We start from the raw sequence: 18,195 nt of genomic DNA, 5'->3' as shown, positions 1-18,195 counted from the left end.
TCACCGTTGTAAATGCTCTAAAGAAGATTTTAGCGATATTTCAAGAAAACAGCCAAAGATTCAAATTTCTGATGTCATTAAAAACTTTTATTTCCCAATCACTAATCTCCTTGTATAGACTGCTTGGCCCGAATGCATGACTGCATCATCGACGATGGAGACGATCCGAGCTTGTCGTGTCACAGCTGGCGTCCAGTTCTCATCAATCACTTCTGATAAGCTAGTTTCATCGATAGACTGAAGGTAATTAACTGCTAACTCGACACTAGCAGAAAGATAATCCACTAATAGTTCTTTTTGATTAACGATTACCTTGACGGCTTCTTCTGGTGTATGACGCCAATCTTCTGTATCGTCAGGCAAATCCAAAGCAAATCGCTTCGTCCAGTCCGCTAGCCAAAGTGGTTCCTGATCCGCTAATGCGGAAATCTGCAGATCGATTTCGCGAGCGGTATGCCAGATCAGCCAAGTGACTGACTTAATCAGTGGCTCCGGCATCGTGTTCGCTTCCGCGATACTCATTTGCGCCAACGTTTCTTCAAATCGTTCTTGGGCCCGTTGCAATGTCTCGATCGTCAATTGTGTTTCCTTCATGATACTCCTCCTCTTTAGTAAGTGCTTATCTTTACTCTACTACAGAAAAAGGGAGAAACCAATGAATCAACCTGCTGGTAAAAAGGACTGAAAAATTATTCTTCCGCATAAATTTCTTTGGCTAAATTGAATGCCGACCATGCTTTAGGCCATCCGGCATAGAAAGCCAAGTGTGTGATCAATTCAACGATCTCTGCTTGAGTCACACCATTTTCTTTGGCGATTCGTAAATGAGCTTCTAATTGAGGCACACCTTGTGTCAAAAGGCTGGCAACAGTGATCAAACTACGATCTCTGGCGGACAATTCTTGTTCTCTAGACCACACTTCTCCGAATAATACGTCATCATTCAATGCCGCAAACTGAGGGGCGAAGTCACCTAACCGTTCACTTCCTGCTGTTTGTTTTTTCATTCTCATTGCCTCCTTATTTTTGTAACTGCTGATAGTCTTCCTCCGCCACAGCTTCGAGCCATTCAGGCGTTCCGGCAGTAATAGCCAGATGTTCAAACCAACTATCTTTTGCTGCGCCATGCCAATGCTTGATGCCATCATGGGTGACGACAATATCTCCTGCTGTCAAAAATTGGGCTGGTTTTCCTTCTTCTTGATACCAGCCTTCACCACCAGTAATCAGCAAAATCTGATAACCATCATGATGAATATGCCAATTGTTGCGGCAACCTGGCTCAAAAGTTACATTCCCAACGCCAACATTGACCGAGGGGTCTGCAACTAAAGTGTTTAAATAGCTTTGTCCAACAAAGTATTGGGCATACGCTTCATTTTTTGCGCCACTTGGGAAAATCACGCCATCTTTTACCTCTTCAAATTTTGCCATTGCTTGTCTCCTCCTTGCATACCTCTTTGTCTGATACCATTGTGCCATTTTGTCAGCTTTCACAATCAATAAAGCGGCAATCCTTTCAATAACTTACAAGTTCATGTTACTGCTTGATCCACATAACGTCCAATACTTGTTAAGCTGATTTCTATGCTTGCAAAGCATGCTTGAATTTCTTCAAAAATGTTTGGACTGTCGGCGCCAAAATCGTCTCTTTCCTCCATACCAGAACACAGTTCGTTTCCAGAGGTGGCGAAAAGGGGATGAATTTTGTTTGGTTTTCTCGATGATGAATCGCTCCAGCAATTGCTAAAGCAGCACCAACATTGTTTTCGACCAATAAAAGGACATTAAAAATCAAATTGTATCTCCCGACGATCGTCAACTCTTCTTCAACGAACCCGCCCCACGTGCAAAACATTTCCAAAACTTCTTTACGACTCGAACAAATCAACGGTGTGGTGAGGATGTCTGCAGGTGAGATACTGCTTTGATCAGCCAACGGGTGTTCATTTGCAACAAAAAGCCCCCAGACTTCTTTCTTAGGCAATGTCAGCCGATTGTATTGATCCGTCGTTGCAGGATCAATCAAAATCGCCACATCAAGCAAGCCTTTATCAAGTTTTTCCAGAATATCATTACTAGTTCCGCTAAAAATAGTAAAAGACACTTGGGGGTGATCAGTAACCATTTCTTCGATGATTTGTGTGAGCAAATAGGAGTTTTCTGCTTCCACACAACCAATCGCAATTTGTCCATTCAGAATCGTCTCCTGATAATTGAACAATTCTTGTTCTGTTTTCTGATTCAATTCAAGAATTTCTTCTGCGCGCTTTTTTAAAAACAGACCTGCTTCTGTTAAATAAAGTTTCTTATTTTGGCGCACAAACAATTCTGTGTGCAAACGCTCTTCAAACTCTCGAATTTGTCTGCTTAAAGTGGGTTGCGTAATGTTCAGCTTTTTAGCTGCTTGGGTAATATTTTGTTCCTCGGCTATTGCTAGAAAATACTTTAATACACGAGTTTCCATCGAAAACTCCTTTCTTCTATGACACAACATTTTTCCTACTGTTATCTCAGATTTTCGGGAAAAGAACGCATCCTTATTTATCTGTAACAACGAATACTAGCTTTATTCTACCACCTAACTAGAAATTCTTGACCGCTATTCGTTTGGTTCATCCAAACAAAAAGGCCCTTCATTCACTGAAGAGAACGAAGGAACCGATAGAATTGAATTTCAGTTGTTTCTAAAGGACGTTTTTATTACAAGCGAATCGGTGTAGCAGTCTTTTGCAGAACATTGTTTAGCGCTTCAATATTTGTACGTCCTTGGGTCTGCAGCCACTCTTTCGCCGCACCTTCTCCCTGAGTCACAAAAGGCTCTACACCGTTTGCCCAGGTTGCTCGTCCACAAAGTACGCCATTGAATTTTGAGCCGGATGTTTTGGCAAACTTCAACGTTTCTTGGAATAACTCAGCTGAAACCCCTGCACTCAAGAAAATATAGGGCAGATCCGTTGCTTCCGCTTGCTCTTTGAAATAAGCCGCCGCTTCTTCTTTAGTATAAACAGCTTCCTCCGCATAGCCCTCTACATAGTTCATATTCACAGGGACTTCCACTTTTAAGACATCAACGCCATAGTATGCTTGCGAAAATTCTCGCATCATATCGTTTACTTTATGAGGTTTTTTCAAAGCATATTCTTTCGAAGTGGTGTCTGGGATAGCAGCATCATAAGAAACCAGTTCTAAGAAAAATGGTAGATTTTCAGCAAGGCATTCCGAACCAATCCGTTCGATAAATGCCTTCTTTTGATCATTGATCTCGTCAGGTTCGTCCACATCATAATAGAGCAAAAACTTACAAGCATCCGCGCCATTTTCTTTTAGCCGTTTCACAGACCAGTTGGACAAAAGATCAGGCAAACGACCCGGAGTTGAAGCATCATAACCGGTTTTCTCGTAGGCTAACAATAATCCAGCTTGTTCATCCCGAACTTGGGCTGCTGGCAATCCGTACTCTGGATCTAGTAAAATTGCTGAGGCATAGGGCGTCAACTCGGCTGACACGATTTTTTTGAAGGCACTGATTTGCTCTGTCGTGACTGAATGGTCTTGGAATCTGCCAATCATTTTTTTCAAAGCCCCTCGTTGATCAATGGCTAAAGCACTAATAATGCCATTTTCATTACATAGCTGTTGGATATATGCTTGCTTATTTGATAATGTCATGCTTTCACTACTTCCTTTTTTAGTTTTCTGCCAGTTTTCCATTTAAAATTTCGGCAATTTCATCAGGAGACTGTGCTTGCTTCAAACAATTTGTCACCTCTTTATGCATCAAAAGCCGTGCCACTTGAGACAATAGTTTCAAATGTGTCGTTCCCGCTTCTGAATCAGGTATAAAAAGAGCAATAATAAAATCAGTTCCTTCCCCATCCAAACTTTTCCAATCGATTTTGCTATTTAATTGGACGATGATGACGTTGGCTTCTTCGATACTGTGATCTTTCGCATGAGGGATAGCAAATCCATCCATCATCCCCGTTGTACTCTCCTCTTCTCTTGTTAGCAATTTTCTATAAACAGCAGCTTGATCACTGCTGATGCCTAGAGTAACTGCTTGTGCTGCAAGGAAGGTCATTATTTCGTCTTGTGTCACAAAATCTCGCTTCATAAAAATGTGGTCTGTTTTGATCAACGTCATTTGTCTTCCTCTTTTCTATTCTTTCGCTGTTTCTTTCCATTCATCAGCTGAAACTTCTGCTTCACGTTTTTGTACACTGCGTTTTTGGATGAACCCTAAAATCACTCCACCTATGATCGAGCCAAGTAAAATCGAACCTACCCAAGCAATTTTCCCCGTGACAACCGGCAATACTAAGAAGCCGCCATGAGGAGCAGGAACTTGGACTCCAAACATATAGGTCAAAACCGCTGCGATCGATGAACCCAACATCATCGTAGGCAGAACACGCAGAGGATCTTTGGCTGCAAATGGAATCGCCCCTTCAGTAATATGCGTTGATCCTAAAATAAAGTTGACTAGCCCTGCATTGCGGTCGTTCGTATCAAAATATGTCCCAAAAAATAAGACAGCAAATCCCGTAATCAATGGTGGCGCGATACATGCCGCAGAAACACCTGCCATAAAGGTATGGTTTCCTTGAGCTAACAATGCCGTTCCCGTAACGTAAGCGGCTTTATTGACGGGACCGCCCATATCAAATGCGGACATACAGCCAACAATGATGCCTAAAATCAATGGATTCGAATTCTGGAATCCTGCCAAGAAATCCATCATACCTTGATTGATCGCCTCCATCGGGCTTGCTAATAAAGACATCACCACACCAATGACTAAAACACCAATCACTGGATATAAGAAAATAGCTTTCAATCCATCTAATTGTTTCGGTAATCCTTTCATGACTTTTTGCAAGAACAGAATAAAGTACCCAGCTAAGAATCCAGCAAAGATCCCGCCTAGAAAACCAGCGCCACCAGCATTGGCCAACAAGCCGCCGACAAATCCCACCACCAAACCAGGTCGTTTAGCAATCCCTTCAGCAATGTAAGCCGCTAAAATAGGGACCATCATTCCCATTGCCGTATCCCCAATTCCTTTTAACATCGCTGATGTCGGATTATAGGTGGGATCATTAGGATCAAAAGAGTAGACACCCCAGATTGCGAATGAGACGGCGATGATCACGCCCCCTGCTACGACAAATGGCAGCATATGAGAAACACCATTCATCAGATTTTTATAAATACTATGTCCGATTCCAGCAGCCATTCCCCCATCTGCTTGCTCCAATGCATCGACCGTCTTGTTTTCTGCAATCAGCGACCCTCTCAATGCTTCTTCAATTAGCTGATCGGCATCTTTGATTCCTTTGCTGACCGGAACATTGATCACGCGTTTTCCCGCAAAACGTTCCGCTTGGACATCTTTATCTGCAGCAATAATGACCGCATCTGCATTTTTTATCTCTTCTGGCGTTAACTGGTTTTCTATCCCCACTTGTCCATGAGTCTCTACTTTAATAGCTATTCCTTTGCGTTTGGCGGCTTGTTCCAACGCTTCTTGTGCCATATAGGTATGGGCGATCCCAGTGGGACAGCCCGTTGCAGCAACAATCTTGTAAGTTGTCATTTTTTATTCGCTCCTTCTTTTGATTTCAATTTGTTCTTCCAACTCTGCAACATCCGAAAAATCAGTTAATCCCTTACGAAAAGCGGTTGAACTGCCAGCAGCTAATCCTTTCTTCAAATTGACATCCAGCGGCTCACCTGTTAAATACCCTGCAAGAAATGTTCCTAGCAACGTATCTCCGGCACATGCTGTATTCACTACTTTGCCTTTAGGAGAGTTTCCAGAGTAGACCGTATCTTTTGTCAAAAGAAGGCCGCCTTCTCCTCCCAAAGAGAGCAGCACATTTTGCGCACCACTAGCCACCAATCGTTTTGCGTAGTCGATATAGCCTTTGCGATCATTGATTTCGGTCTGATACCATGCTTGCAGCTCTTCTTCATTGGGCTTTAACAAGAAGGGCTGATAAGGCAGACATTCCAACACCTCTGAATAACTTGAATCAATAATCAGATTCACTTGCTTTTCAAAGCAAATACGACTGATTGCTATAAGAATTTTGGGCGAGACACCTTGTGGCATACTCCCAGATACACAAAGATAGTCACCAGCTTGCAAATGTCTAACTTGGTCTAACAAAAGATTGATCTGCTTTTTTGAAATTTCAGGTCCCTTATTCACAAGTTTGTACTCCTTATTATCGCGATTTACATGCGTAAAAACGTTGATTCGCGTAAATCCCGGAACGGGAATAAAATCGGTCTGAATCGCTTGTTGATGCAAGTAGTCCTCAATATAATTACCAGTAAAACCAGCTTTGAACCCTAATGCTGTACTATCGATACCAAGTTTTTTCATGATCAATGAGACATTGACCCCTTTTCCATTGGCTTGGATATCATCATCCTTTGTGCGATTCACTTGAAATGGTTTCATCTCATCTGTTTCGATAAAAAGATCGATCGCTAGATTTAACGTACATGTATAAACAGCCATTTGCGCCCCTCCTTTCCTACAAACCTATTATGGATCACTACTTGATGTAAATGTTTTCATAAATAAACAAAACCGCTGAAAACTTTTACAAGAAATACTTCATGACCTTGAAGTAGGTGAATCTTTCGATTTACAATAAAGACTAGCTGAAGGGAGGCAGAACATGGATACAAAATTAAGTGAGTCAGAGCAATACCTGTGGGATTTTATCCAAAGTCATATCCTTGAGATTCCGTCTTGCTCCATTATAAAATTAAGTGAATATGCAAACGTTTCAACGGCGACTGTTGTTCGTACCATGAAGAAAAAAGGATACGAGGGGTTTACTGCTTTCAAGCATTCACTAAAAGAAAAAGATAATACCAATATCAATTTTGCAGCGCTTGATAAGGTGGACGAAGGGATAAAAACGGCGATTCTAAAGAATGAACAAGAAGTGATCCGCACGATCAATATGGTGGAAAGCGGCAATATCGAAGACGCGATCCAACGAATCAATGCTGCTAGACGAATCATGATTTTTGCTCGTGGATTTTCTGAACTGATTGCTCAAGAAATGATGGTCAAATTTCAGCTTACTGGCAAATACTGTGAGATGCATACCGATCCCAACATCATTAAGAACATCAGTAAGAAACTATCAAAGGAAGATATCGTGATCTTCGTTTCTTTAAATGGTGAAACCAAAGAATTGATCACCGCAGCTGAAAACTGTTACGAAGCGGAGATCGGTACCATTCTGCTGACAGCCAATCGGCACTCTAGCTTAATGGCGCATATCGAAATTCCTTTTGTTGGCTTCAAATCAGAAGGCTCCTTCTTTCCAGACTATGAAGTTCGTTCAAGACTGCCCCTCTCGATCCTTGCTAGAATCTTGCTCGACGCGTATGCGCTGCGGACTGCAGAATCAAAGAGGCACTGATATCTTGAGAAAATCATAACCGGTAAGGAAGCTGTAGTTGATTTGAGATTTTTCAAAATGAAGTGATTCACGCTGAACGCATTGTTTTTGCAGTTATTCATATAGAATTCGATACTCGTCAAACGATGGGGTTCTTTGATTTTTATCCAGTTAAATTTGCTTATATTTTTTTCGTCAAAAAATGATCATCCGAAAAAAAATCTTTCGATTTGATAAAGCGGTTCGTAACCGTCTATCTGATCGAAAGATTTTTTTGAACTGTTTGCGTATAGAAATGCTTCCTTTATTCCGCCTCCTGCCTACGGTCGGTACGAAACGTCAGGCATTAGGAGTCAGCAACTTTACTGGATAACTTAACTCGAATAACTAAAACCTAAAACTTAGTAGAATGTTTCATCGTATGCATGAATTTAACCCAACAACTACGACTATCACCAGCCCGCTCTTGCTTAATCCAAATCAATTGGTTGAATAAAATCCACCTGCCATTTCCTCTCTTTCTCAGAATAGTTAAAATACCATAGTTGAGAAAAAGATTGTTTTCGATGTTTCTTTCCTGAGAGGATCTGCTTATTCACCCGGTCTTCCACATAATCGCAACAACTGAAATCAATCCGAATGGAGAAGCTGTCTGCACGAAGTTGTCGATAATTTTCCACTTGATGTAGGATGACTTTCTTTGTATGATTTTTTATACCGTCCTCTTTATTCTGTTGCAATACTTGACTGTGTTCCAACAATAGTTTGTCAGTATAGTGTCTGCTTGCTTTTTCAAGTGCTTCTTGATCCCAAGCGGTTTGGATCGCAAAAAAGCTCTTTTGGATTTCATGAAGTAATTTTTTCTTTTCGTTCTTTTTACCTGGGATTTGAGCGAATAAATCATTCCTTCTGGTTCGTTGGTCTTTTTTTCGTTTAACTAAAGAGAGAATCGCGGCTCCGCCTACTGACGCCCCAACCAAAACATAATTTTCTATAACTGATGATGAACCATAGGGGCTATAATATCCATACCCTCGTCTTCCCCAAGAAGCTCTGGAATAATGATCCGAATAGTCATCAAATGTAGTGATGCCGCCAGAACCACTCCCCGACCCGCCGCCACGTGTCGAACCACCGCCGTGTCCCCCAGCAACTGCCATTCCCTGCACTGGCAGAGCAAACAAAAAGAATAAACTAAGTAAAAAAGCCATAAAGTAGTGTTTCTTCATTGGATACCCTCTTTTGTCTGACTCAGAAAGCCCGACAATTTTTTCAAAATCTTTTTCATGCCATTCAGTTCCAAGTGTTCTTCATCTTAGCACTGTTTAACGATTGGCAAGCTGAATAAATGCATTTTTCAATGATTCATTCGCTGTCTCTTTAAAATACAGATAATTGTTTTGATTTCCTTGATTTTGTTGTGTGATTAGAACTTTTGGCTGCTTTTGCTGGAAGCCAAAGAAATAGAGATGCCCTCCAGCTGGTGTAGCATGGTCGATGTCCGAATAGATTGCCACGATCTGAAAATCAGCTTGTCCCTCACCATTTTCTGACCACTCCACCGAGACTGGCGTTTGATTAATGACGGTTGTCCATTTACCATCAAAAATATCTTGAGGTACTTGGAGACCATAGTAATTTGCTTGCACATGGTCGTCATAGCTTCGATATTGCTGCCCCATTTCTTGTCCCCAACTCTGCATAAACGTCGCAAGCTCTGCAGACTTGGAAGCATCCCACAAAACGTGTGTCACTGGTTGATTGGTTTGTGCTTGATTGGAGGAAGTTTTGGTTTGAGCAACGAGTGACGCACTTTGATCTTTTGTCGATTGGCGCTCGGATGACTCAGTCGTATTTAGTTTAGTTGCTTCGGTACTCGTAGATTTAGAAGCTTGAGCTGTACTTGATTGGGTGGTACTTGATTTAGTCGTGCTTGTTTCAGTTATTGCAGCTTTTGCTGGAGTAGATGTTTCTGGCTTGTTTGTTGAACAGCCACCCAAAAGAAGCAGTAGACCCATCATTGTTACTAGAACTTTTTTCACTTGTAAGACCTCTCTTATAGAGTATTTAGTGTACACATAGTAGCAGACAACAGACAAAATGGTTACTAAATTTTTGAAGAATTATTTCTCACGACTTCCTCATACATGAGATTGATAAATAACATCACATTGCATTGGTATGAGTTTAGAATCATTACAGCTGCTTTTTGAACTATAAAAATAAAAGAACGATTTAGAGTATTTCTATGAGTAGCGTTTAATACTTTGCTTTTTCTTCTCAATCCGTCTTAAAATGTTTGAAAAAAGACAAAATACTCGTTTGTTCTTTACGATTTGACGTACGACTTTTCTGGTACCTTTGGTCGACTATCAGCTTTATTACCCGCTCCGCAAAAAAAGCCCAACCATCTACTAAGATGATTGGACCTTGTGGCGCCAACTGACTTTTTGAACGACTTCGTTCTCAATTCTTTTGTAATTTTTAATGCTTAACTATTTTCTTCATATAGAGAAGCTCCATCGCTCGCAATCACCTGTTTGTACCAGTAAAAGCTATCCTTTTTAAACCGATCATAGGTTCCGTTCCCTTCATCATCCGCATCCACATAGATAAATCCATATCGTTTTGACATTTGAGAAGTCGACGCACTTACTAAGTCAATACATCCCCACGTAGTATAACCCATTACTTCAACGCCTTCTCTGATGGCTTCATTGACCGCTTTAAAATGGTCTTCAAAATACTTTATGCGATAATCATCATGCACTTTTCCATCTTCAAACGCATCAAAAGCACCAATCCCGCTTTCAACAATGAACAGAGGCATTCTATAACGATCGTACATGTCGATTAATGCAATTTTCAATCCTGTTGGATCTACTTGCCAACCCCAATCACTTGTATCAAGATAAGGATTCTTCACACTGGTGACTAAATTTCCGCCAACTTTTTCCCGATCTTCTTCATCTTCTGTTTTAATCATAGACATATAATAACTAAAAGAGACAAAGTCCACTGTGTGTTGCTGAATGATCTCCTCATCCCCTTCCACCATTTCAATGGAAAAATTGTTCTCTTGCCAATAATTTTTGACAAAAGTCGGATACGTTCCAAAAACCTGCACATCAGAAAAAAAGTAGTTCTCCCGATTATGTTGTTGGGCTAGCATCACGTCCACTGGATTTGAGGTTAACGGATAAGCTAAAGCTCTTGTAACCATGCATCCCACCTGCGCATTAGGAATGATTTGATGGGCATATTTAGTCGCTAGGGAACTAGCTACAAACTGATGATGTAGCGCTTGATAAATGGCCTCTTCAGCTTCTTTTTTTGTTTTGTACTTTTCTTCCACCACTCCCATCGTAGTGAAGGGGTGTCTAAAGACGCTATCGATTTCATTGAAAGTCAGCCAATTGGTCACGTAATGTCCAAAATTTTCAAAACAAGTTTTACTAAATCGAACAAACATGTCGATCACCTCTCGGGAAACCCAGCCGTCATATTCATTGACTAAATATAATGGCATTTCATAATGAGACAATGTGACTAGAGGTTCAATCCCATTCTTCTTCATCTCTTTGAATAAGCCCACGTAAAAATCGATCCCAGCTTGATTCGGTTCACTTTCAATACCTTTTGGATATAATCTTGTCCATGCGATAGATACCCTTAAGCATTTCAGGCCCATTTCTTTAAATAATGCCAGGTCTTCTTTGTAACGATGATAAAAATCGATTCCTCGTCTTTTCGGAAATAACTTATCGTTTTTTGACTGCATGGCTTCCTCGATTTGTTCAGGAGACACGTGCCATTGACTGATATAATCTGTCCTATCTACATCAGGTTTGTACATTGCGACATCTGCTACCGACATCCCTTTTCCATCAACGTTCCAGGCCCCTTCTACTTGATTCGCCGCAATTGCTCCGCCCCAAAGAAAGTTCTTGGGAAAATAGCTTTTATTCATTCGATTACCTCTTTCAGATTGTTGTTTTTATGCTATTATTTCTGTTTGTATCGTTTTTTTGCCAGTGAAAGTTTGGATGATTTTACCCTTAGAGTCGATAATGTCTACCTCATCAAGATCATCCAAATTGGTTACTACAAGGATCGTGGTTGGATCATAGCCTTCAGACTGGATGCCTTCAATATCCACACTTCCGATTCTTTGCCCCTTTTGGATGTCATCGCCTGCTTTAACAGCTAAATCAAAATAGTTGCCGTTTAATTCAACGGTATTGATGCCAATATGAATCAATACTTCTACACCAGATGTTGACTTTAATCCAATCGCATGTTTTGTAGGAAAAACCAGTTCGACCTTTCCACTAAATGGTGCTTTAATTACGCCATCAGTTGGTATTACAGCAAATCCGTCACCCATCGTTTTTTCTGAAAACACTGGATCGTTGACTTTTTCTAACTCAATCACTTCCCCATCCAATGGTAAACTGATTGTATTGACTTGACCTTCTGTTTCTTCATTACTTGATGAAGATTCTTCTCCCAGTCCAAAAGCAAAAGTTAAAATTGCTGACAGGAAGAAAGCAAGAGCGATTCCGATGAGGTAATAAACAAAGGTATCACCCAAAAAGGCTGGTAACGTTGTTAATGCTGGAAAAACATAGACAATCGCCTTTGTCTGCATTGCTCCCATGAAAGCTCCAGCAATTCCACCTGCGATTGTTTGGGCAATCAATGGTTTTTTATATTTTACCGACAAGCCATAGACGATGGGTTCAGTTATCCCACCAAGTAAAGCTGGTACAATCGCAGATAGCGAGAGCACTTTAACATTTTTATCTTTGCTTCTTAAAAATACGCCTAACGCCACACCTGCACTTGCAAAAGTGGCAGCCGCAACCATTGGTCGAATAACGTCATAACCATAGACTGCAAGATTATTGATCATGATTGGCACAACACCCCAATGAATGCCAATCATTACCAAGAAAGTCCATCCTGCCCCAATAATCAAACCAGCCAGTAACCCACTGCGGTCACTGATAAAGTTCATAGCGCTTCCAATCCCATCCCCTAATGTAACGCCGATTGGTCCAACAACTAACACTGTTAGCGGAACCATAATAAGAAGGGCAACCATTGGCAACAAAAAAATTTCTAAACTCTTTGGAATCATTCGCTTTAGCAGCGTTTCTAACTTTGAATAGAGGTAAATGGAAATAATCGCAGGAATGACAGTTCCAGAATACCCCATTAAAATTGCTGGAATACCTAAGAAGTCAACCGTTACACCATTTTCTGTGACTAATGCTGTGAAATTAGGCTCTAAAAGTGCTGCTACAATTGCTAATGAAATAAATTGATTTGTTCTAAACACTCTGGCCGCACTAAAAGCCAAAAATAACGGTAAGAAGAAAAATACACTATTGCCGGCTGCTGAAAGAATCTTATAGGTACTTCCATCTGCTGACATAAAATGATAGGTCGTTAAAACCACTAACAAGGCTTTAATCATTCCTGCCCCAGCTAAAGGCATAATAATCGGATTAAAAATGGAAGACAGTGTATTAAAGAAGCGGATGAAGATATTTCCAGATCGGTCATCATCTAATGCTTCCGACTCGTCTGATCCCAAGGCGCTTTTAATGTCATAGTTAGCCATGATCGTTTTATAGACATCTTCCACTTCATTTCCAATAACGACTTGGTACTGATTATTTGCATCGACGACGGACAAGACACCGGGAATCTTCTTAATTTCATCGGTATTTTTTTGTGCAATACTTTCATCTTTTAACTTGAATCTCAATCTAGTGATACAGTGATAAAGACTAATGATATTCTCTGTTCCACCAACATAATCAATAATACTTTTGGAAAGAGCACTATAATTTTTCCCCATTGTTACAACTCCTATCAATTTTGTTTATGTTTGTTATAATACATGTGTAATATACAATTTTTTCAACATATTAAATGAAAATTTCGTTTTTTGGAAACTCTTTCACAGATAGGAGCTAGTATTTATGGGACCCTTAATTATTAGACTATTGACTGTTCTTAACAATGAAACAACTTCTTCTACCTACTACCATATCGCTCAGACACTTTTGAATAACTATAGCATTATCGATAAATCAAGTATCTCTGATATAGCTACTTTATGCACTGTCTCTAAATCAACCATTTCAAAATTTGCTCGTTCCATCGGATTTGAAGATTATTATGAATTAAAAAAATCCTCAACCTTTGCTGAAAATAAATACCATTTCGACTTAAATTACATTTCAAATATTATCAATCCAATTGAAAAAAATGGTTATGATGATTATTTAGATGCCATCATTAAAGATATTAGTGCGTTCAAACAGCAAAGCAACATGAGAAGTATTGATGAGTTAGCAAAATGTCTGACTACCTATAATAAAGTAGGTGCTTTTGGACTGCTATTTTCCGAATCAGCAGCCATTGATTTTCAATACAAATTGGCTTATGCGGGAAAGTTTATTATTACTTATCAAAGTGATCTCAAACAAATCGAATTCATAGAACAAGCCGATGAAGAGACACTATTGATTATTTTTTCTAACTCTGGCGGTTTTTTACAGCGACAACAACTTAGAGATGATATACCCTTCAGAAATGTATTTGAAAACACAAAAGCCAAGATTTTCGTAATCACAGCAAATGAAGAGGTTCGTAACTATCGTTTCGTTCATGATGTTATTCTTTTCCCTCATGAGACTATTTTTCAAACCCATTCTTTTATCTATCAAATCATTATGGATATCATCGTTAGTAAATATCGACAGTATCTTGAACCTCCAACAATCTCTCGCAAACAATAATAACCTACGAATGAAATTGACAAAAGAACTGCTAGTGATGAGAAACCTATCACTAGCAGTTCTTTTTGAGGTTTTATTTTTTAATTAAGAAGAAGTAGTCATCTACCATTATTAGCAAATATGCCGGCAATACTTTTCCAATGTATTTCTTCTCAATTGCAACTTCCATCTAACTATTGTCTATAAGGTTTTCTTTCTTAGAAAAATCAATTATCAGCATTTTTGTTATTTAAGTTATCCCGTCATATCATTTTAGTGTTGGGCTTTTCTTGAAACACTTTTCTAATGATTAATATATGCAATTGCACTTCCACTACCAAATTTAATCTCCGGCAACGATCGTTTGTATAAATTCAGCTCTCTTAACGTATCATCTCTTTGAGAGAGTGCACGAAACGCATAGCGTGTCCGTCCGTTTTCGTTTTTCTTCGATTCTGAATATTGAGAGGAGACTTTATATGCAGCAACAACCGCATTATCTGCTCCAGTATTAATCGCTATAATGTAGCGAATCCGATGAATTTTATCACGACCAATTACCCAATTACCTAGCGTACGAGATTTTAAATTATGATCATCACGAAATTTGTCGTCAATCGGATATTCATCTGACTCATCTTTACAAAGTTCAAAAGCATCTCTCACTTTTACTGCTAAGACCAACTCATCCGTTGCTATTTGATTTACAGATATGGGTTGAAATCCATATCGCTCTTCTACCTCTTCCACTAGCATTGGCTTAGAACCATGTCCTTTTACTAAATTCGTCAAAGAGAGTCCTTGAATCAGTTGAGCATAATTAATCAACGCATTTTCACTAGCGTAAGCTTCATTCTCAGTTAATCCATAGCTAAGTATATAACTCAATGGTTGCAGATTCATTCCGTTTATTTCTTGGATGGTTTTTATTTTTAATGTTCTAGCTGATTCATCTTCTTCAAAATAATCAGATTGACTTAACATACTTAGAGCCGCTTGACGATGTGCAAAAATACGGTTACCTTTGCCTTTCCCAATATAAAAAGTCTGGTTGTTTCTAGGATCAACCAAACAATAAACATAGTAAGGATGTTGCTCATCTTTTTGCAACGCAGCTAAAGTAGATGCAGAAAAATGGTTAAGTTCACTCATTTGTTACTCCTCTGTTTTACTATTTTTTCTTTCGTGGAGAAAACACCCTCACTTATGATAAGGCGCGCCTGTATTGATGCGAAAAGCACGATAGATTTGTTCGACTAGAATCAGTTTCATCAACTGATGGGGATAGGTCATTTTGCCGAAAGAGATTTGGGTGTCGCTGCGCTGCATCACTTCTTGGCTGAGACCTAAGGAGCCGCCGATTACGAAGACTAGTTGGCTTTTGCCTTGGATTCCTAATTGCTCGATCTGCTGGGCAAAAGCTTCACTGGTGGGATTTTTGCCTTCAATCGCTAATGCAAAGACGTATTCCTGGTCTTTGATCTTTGCCAAGATTTTCTTACCTTCTTTTTCTTTCACTTGAAGCATTTCAGCTTCACTCATGCTTTCTGGAGCTTTTTCATCAGGAACTTCCACGAATTGGATTTTGCAATAAGCGCCTAATCGTTTCACGTATTCATTGATGCCTTGAATCAGATATTTCTCTTTTAATTTGCCTACTGTGACGATTTTAATATTCATGCCCACTCACCTTCCGCTATCATTATAATGGAATTTCTTTCTAGAATATATGTCGAGATGGATTTTTCTTTTATAATAGTATGTCTCGTTTCAAGCAATCCTCTTCTTACTAAAAAAAGAAATTTCATTGTTTTGGTCTAAATCCTCCCTATCTTCTTCATATTTTTTTCAAAATCTCTTAGTAGACTATTGTCAGAAAGAAAGAATATAATAAATACATACAAACAATTCAATAGGGGGAATAACAAATGGTACGAAAAAATGTGACACCAGGAAGAAAACCTTCTTCCGGTTTATTAAAAAAATTAGGTATTGGCATTCTTGGCGGAGTAGTTGGTGGTTTGTTGACCTTCGGCGGACTTTATCTGGCGATGGGCTCTTCTTTGACTTCACCTGGAACGACCGCAACCAGCGGTGTTCAAGATAACAATGGACAAACGAAAGTCTCCAATGTTAAATATGACGTCAACAGCGATGTAACAAAAGCAGTCGAAAAAGTGCAAGGAGCAGTCGTTTCGATCATCAACTTGCAACAAAATAATGCGAATGGCCTCGAAGGGTTATTTGGCTCTGGTCAGCAAGGTGGTCAAGGATCAGGGACTGAGAATTCAGGCGATGACAGTTCACTAGAAGCTTCTTCTGAAGGAAGTGGCGTGATTTATAAAGTAGATGGCGACAAAGCGTATATCGTTACGAATAACCACGTAGTAGAAGGACAAGATGGTTTGGAAGTCGTTCTCTCGGATGGCACAAAAGTCAAAGCTGAATTAGTCGGAACAGACGCTTACACTGACCTTGCTGTTTTACGCATCTCTTCTGATAAAGTAGACACGGTTGCTTCTTTCGGCGATTCTGATTCACTAAAAGTTGGCGAACCAGCAATTGCGATTGGTTCTCCATTAGGATCTAGCTTTGCAAATTCTGTAACGCAAGGGATTGTTTCTTCTCTGAATCGTCAAGTAACGAACCAAAATGAATCTGGTGAAGCAGTCAGCATCAATGCGATTCAAACAGATGCAGCGATCAACCCAGGAAACTCTGGTGGTCCACTGATCAACGTTGAAGGACAAGTGATCGGAATCAACTCTAGCAAGATCGCTAGCACTTCTGAATCAACATCAAGTGTCAGCGTAGAAGGAATGGGCTTCGCGATCCCAAGTAACGACGTTGTCGATATTATCAACCAATTAGAAAAAGACGGCAAAGTTGTTCGTCCAGCATTGGGTATTCGAACAATCAACTTAAGCTCAATCACTTCGCAACAACAAGAACAAATCTTGAAAGTACCATCTTCTGTCACTGACGGAGTAGTCGTATACTCAGTAAATAACGCGACACCAGCTGAACAAGCAGGATTGAAACAATACGATGTCATCACGAAAATCGATGATACCGACATCAGCACAACCACAGATCTACAATCTGCACTGTACAAGCACAAAGTCGGTGATACGATCACAGTGACGTTCTACCGCGGCAAAGAAGAAAAAACAGCCAAAGTCGTTCTATCTGTAGATACTTCGATCAATGAACAATCGACTGACAGCAGCAACTAAATTCAAGTCAAAAAAAGATCTGCCACACAAACAGGACGTGGCAGATCTTTTTTATTATTTTCCAACTGAAAAAGCTTCACCAACAACGGCATCTTGTGGTAATTCAAGAATTCCTTTTTTCAATGGTGCATTTGCTAAGTGCAGTTCACGAGCAGAACAGATCATGCCGTAGCTATCGACGCCACGAAGCGTTCCTGGCCAGATCAATAACCCATCCGGCATCATTGCCCCTGGTTTAGCAACAACGACTTTCAAGCCTTTGCGAATATTGGCAGCACCACAAACGATTTGCAGGACCTCGCCTTCTCCGACTTCTGTTTCCGTTACAGATAAATGATCACTATCTGGATGTGGTTCACATGTTTTGACATAACCCACAACGATTTTCGGCGCTAAATCAATTGCCAATTGCTCCGTAAAGCCAGCTTCTGTGATCAATCGGTTCAAAGTTTCCACTTGTTGTTTCGTCAAAACTACTTGCCCGTTTCCTTCAATGGCAACTGTATCAGAAATGTGAAAGAAGTTCCAACCTACGATCGTACCTTCTTCATTTTTGATTTGAGCGACATTTCCTTTTCGTACAGCCGTTTGTTCCAGCCCTTTATCATCTGCTGTGATCACGATCAAAGTATCGCCCACATATTCTTTGTTGTATGAAAAAATCACTTGTCTTCCTCCTCTTACTTATTCCGCCCATAATCTTAACAAATTTTTGTCTGTTCGTCATGGGAA

General features: G+C 39.9%; 19 protein-coding genes. 4 read left to right on the top strand and 15 right to left on the bottom strand.

Annotated elements, in window-relative coordinates; translation table 11 throughout:
- Nucleotides 1-87: 87 nt before the first annotated feature.
- From IGJ28_RS14840 to pfkB, 8 genes are all read right to left on the bottom strand, one after another.
- A complete protein-coding gene (locus IGJ28_RS14840) occupies nucleotides 88-594 on the bottom strand; it encodes a DinB family protein (RefSeq protein ID WP_081131531.1) in 507 nt (168 codons plus the stop codon).
- 95 nt (nucleotides 595-689) lie between these two features.
- Nucleotides 690-1,007 carry a carboxymuconolactone decarboxylase family protein gene (locus IGJ28_RS14835; RefSeq protein ID WP_005470766.1) on the bottom strand — a complete coding sequence of 106 codons (318 nt, stop codon included), beginning with the start codon at nucleotides 1,005-1,007 and terminating at the stop codon, nucleotides 690-692.
- Between the two features lie 13 nt (nucleotides 1,008-1,020).
- Complete coding sequence (locus IGJ28_RS14830) at nucleotides 1,021-1,434, bottom strand: cupin domain-containing protein (RefSeq protein ID WP_005470765.1); 414 nt, start codon at nucleotides 1,432-1,434, stop codon at nucleotides 1,021-1,023.
- A 151-nt stretch (nucleotides 1,435-1,585) separates the two neighbouring features.
- Nucleotides 1,586-2,467, bottom strand: coding sequence for a LysR family transcriptional regulator (locus tag IGJ28_RS14825; protein ID WP_081131533.1), 882 nt, complete (start codon nucleotides 2,465-2,467; stop codon nucleotides 1,586-1,588).
- A 236-nt stretch (nucleotides 2,468-2,703) separates the two neighbouring features.
- Nucleotides 2,704-3,672, bottom strand: a complete 969-nt coding sequence (gene lacD, locus IGJ28_RS14820; RefSeq protein ID WP_113849408.1) for a tagatose-bisphosphate aldolase — start codon at nucleotides 3,670-3,672, stop codon at nucleotides 2,704-2,706.
- Between the two features lie 19 nt (nucleotides 3,673-3,691).
- Nucleotides 3,692-4,147 (bottom strand): fructose PTS transporter subunit IIA, encoded by a 456-nt coding sequence (locus tag IGJ28_RS14815; RefSeq protein ID WP_005470755.1) that lies wholly within the window; start codon nucleotides 4,145-4,147, stop codon nucleotides 3,692-3,694.
- Nucleotides 4,148-4,162: 15 nt separating this feature from the next.
- Entirely contained in the window at nucleotides 4,163-5,599 is a 1,437-nt protein-coding gene (locus IGJ28_RS14810; RefSeq protein WP_252711503.1) for a PTS fructose transporter subunit IIC, read from the bottom strand.
- Between the two features lie 3 nt (nucleotides 5,600-5,602).
- Complete coding sequence (gene pfkB / locus IGJ28_RS14805) at nucleotides 5,603-6,532, bottom strand: 1-phosphofructokinase (protein ID WP_081131535.1); 930 nt, start codon at nucleotides 6,530-6,532, stop codon at nucleotides 5,603-5,605.
- A 163-nt stretch (nucleotides 6,533-6,695) separates the two neighbouring features.
- On the opposite strand from pfkB, the gene IGJ28_RS14800 reads away from it, so the two are divergent.
- Both IGJ28_RS14800 and IGJ28_RS14795 read left to right on the top strand, forming a co-directional pair.
- Complete coding sequence (locus tag IGJ28_RS14800) at nucleotides 6,696-7,454, top strand: MurR/RpiR family transcriptional regulator (RefSeq protein WP_170081322.1); 759 nt, start codon at nucleotides 6,696-6,698, stop codon at nucleotides 7,452-7,454.
- Nucleotides 7,455-7,635: 181 nt separating this feature from the next.
- Nucleotides 7,636-7,806 carry a hypothetical protein gene (locus tag IGJ28_RS14795; RefSeq protein ID WP_438845468.1) on the top strand — a complete coding sequence of 57 codons (171 nt, stop codon included), beginning with the start codon at nucleotides 7,636-7,638 and terminating at the stop codon, nucleotides 7,804-7,806.
- 97 nt (nucleotides 7,807-7,903) lie between these two features.
- Here IGJ28_RS14795 and IGJ28_RS14790 read toward each other — a convergent pair whose 3' ends face one another.
- From IGJ28_RS14790 to IGJ28_RS14775, 4 genes are all read right to left on the bottom strand, one after another.
- Nucleotides 7,904-8,662 carry a TIM44-like domain-containing protein gene (locus IGJ28_RS14790; protein WP_170081321.1) on the bottom strand — a complete coding sequence of 253 codons (759 nt, stop codon included), beginning with the start codon at nucleotides 8,660-8,662 and terminating at the stop codon, nucleotides 7,904-7,906.
- A 96-nt stretch (nucleotides 8,663-8,758) separates the two neighbouring features.
- Nucleotides 8,759-9,454 carry a DUF4767 domain-containing protein gene (locus IGJ28_RS14785; protein WP_205943893.1) on the bottom strand — a complete coding sequence of 232 codons (696 nt, stop codon included), beginning with the start codon at nucleotides 9,452-9,454 and terminating at the stop codon, nucleotides 8,759-8,761.
- A gap of 470 nt (nucleotides 9,455-9,924) precedes the next feature.
- A complete protein-coding gene (locus IGJ28_RS14780; RefSeq protein WP_170081319.1) occupies nucleotides 9,925-11,403 on the bottom strand; it encodes a glycoside hydrolase family 1 protein in 1,479 nt (492 codons plus the stop codon).
- A 27-nt stretch (nucleotides 11,404-11,430) separates the two neighbouring features.
- A complete protein-coding gene (locus tag IGJ28_RS14775) occupies nucleotides 11,431-13,302 on the bottom strand; it encodes a beta-glucoside-specific PTS transporter subunit IIABC (protein ID WP_170081318.1) in 1,872 nt (623 codons plus the stop codon).
- Between the two features lie 124 nt (nucleotides 13,303-13,426).
- On the opposite strand from IGJ28_RS14775, the gene IGJ28_RS14770 reads away from it, so the two are divergent.
- The gene (locus IGJ28_RS14770; RefSeq protein WP_170081317.1) at nucleotides 13,427-14,248 is read left to right on the top strand and encodes a MurR/RpiR family transcriptional regulator; all 822 of its coding nucleotides are present in this window, start codon (nucleotides 13,427-13,429) and stop codon (nucleotides 14,246-14,248) included.
- A 282-nt stretch (nucleotides 14,249-14,530) separates the two neighbouring features.
- On the opposite strand, the gene IGJ28_RS14765 is transcribed toward IGJ28_RS14770, so the two are convergent.
- The gene (locus IGJ28_RS14765; protein ID WP_081131540.1) at nucleotides 14,531-15,379 is read right to left on the bottom strand and encodes an LEM-3-like GIY-YIG domain-containing protein; all 849 of its coding nucleotides are present in this window, start codon (nucleotides 15,377-15,379) and stop codon (nucleotides 14,531-14,533) included.
- 48 nt (nucleotides 15,380-15,427) lie between these two features.
- The gene (gene rlmH / locus IGJ28_RS14760) at nucleotides 15,428-15,907 is read right to left on the bottom strand and encodes a 23S rRNA (pseudouridine(1915)-N(3))-methyltransferase RlmH (protein ID WP_081131541.1); all 480 of its coding nucleotides are present in this window, start codon (nucleotides 15,905-15,907) and stop codon (nucleotides 15,428-15,430) included.
- A 248-nt stretch (nucleotides 15,908-16,155) separates the two neighbouring features.
- Between rlmH and IGJ28_RS14755 the strand changes: the two genes are divergently transcribed.
- Entirely contained in the window at nucleotides 16,156-17,463 is a 1,308-nt protein-coding gene (locus IGJ28_RS14755; RefSeq protein WP_060814535.1) for a S1C family serine protease, read from the top strand.
- Nucleotides 17,464-17,517: 54 nt separating this feature from the next.
- Here IGJ28_RS14755 and ytpR read toward each other — a convergent pair whose 3' ends face one another.
- On the bottom strand, nucleotides 17,518-18,129 hold the full coding sequence (gene ytpR, locus IGJ28_RS14750) for a YtpR family tRNA-binding protein (RefSeq protein ID WP_252711504.1): 612 nt from the start codon (nucleotides 18,127-18,129) through the stop codon (nucleotides 17,518-17,520).
- Nucleotides 18,130-18,195: the final 66 nt, after the last annotated feature.

The sequence above is a fragment of the Enterococcus sp. AZ091 genome (genome assembly GCF_051714805.1).
Taxonomy (GTDB): domain Bacteria; phylum Bacillota; class Bacilli; order Lactobacillales; family Enterococcaceae; genus Enterococcus_D; species Enterococcus_D gallinarum.
This window is presented reverse-complemented; position numbering and strand designations above follow the sequence as displayed.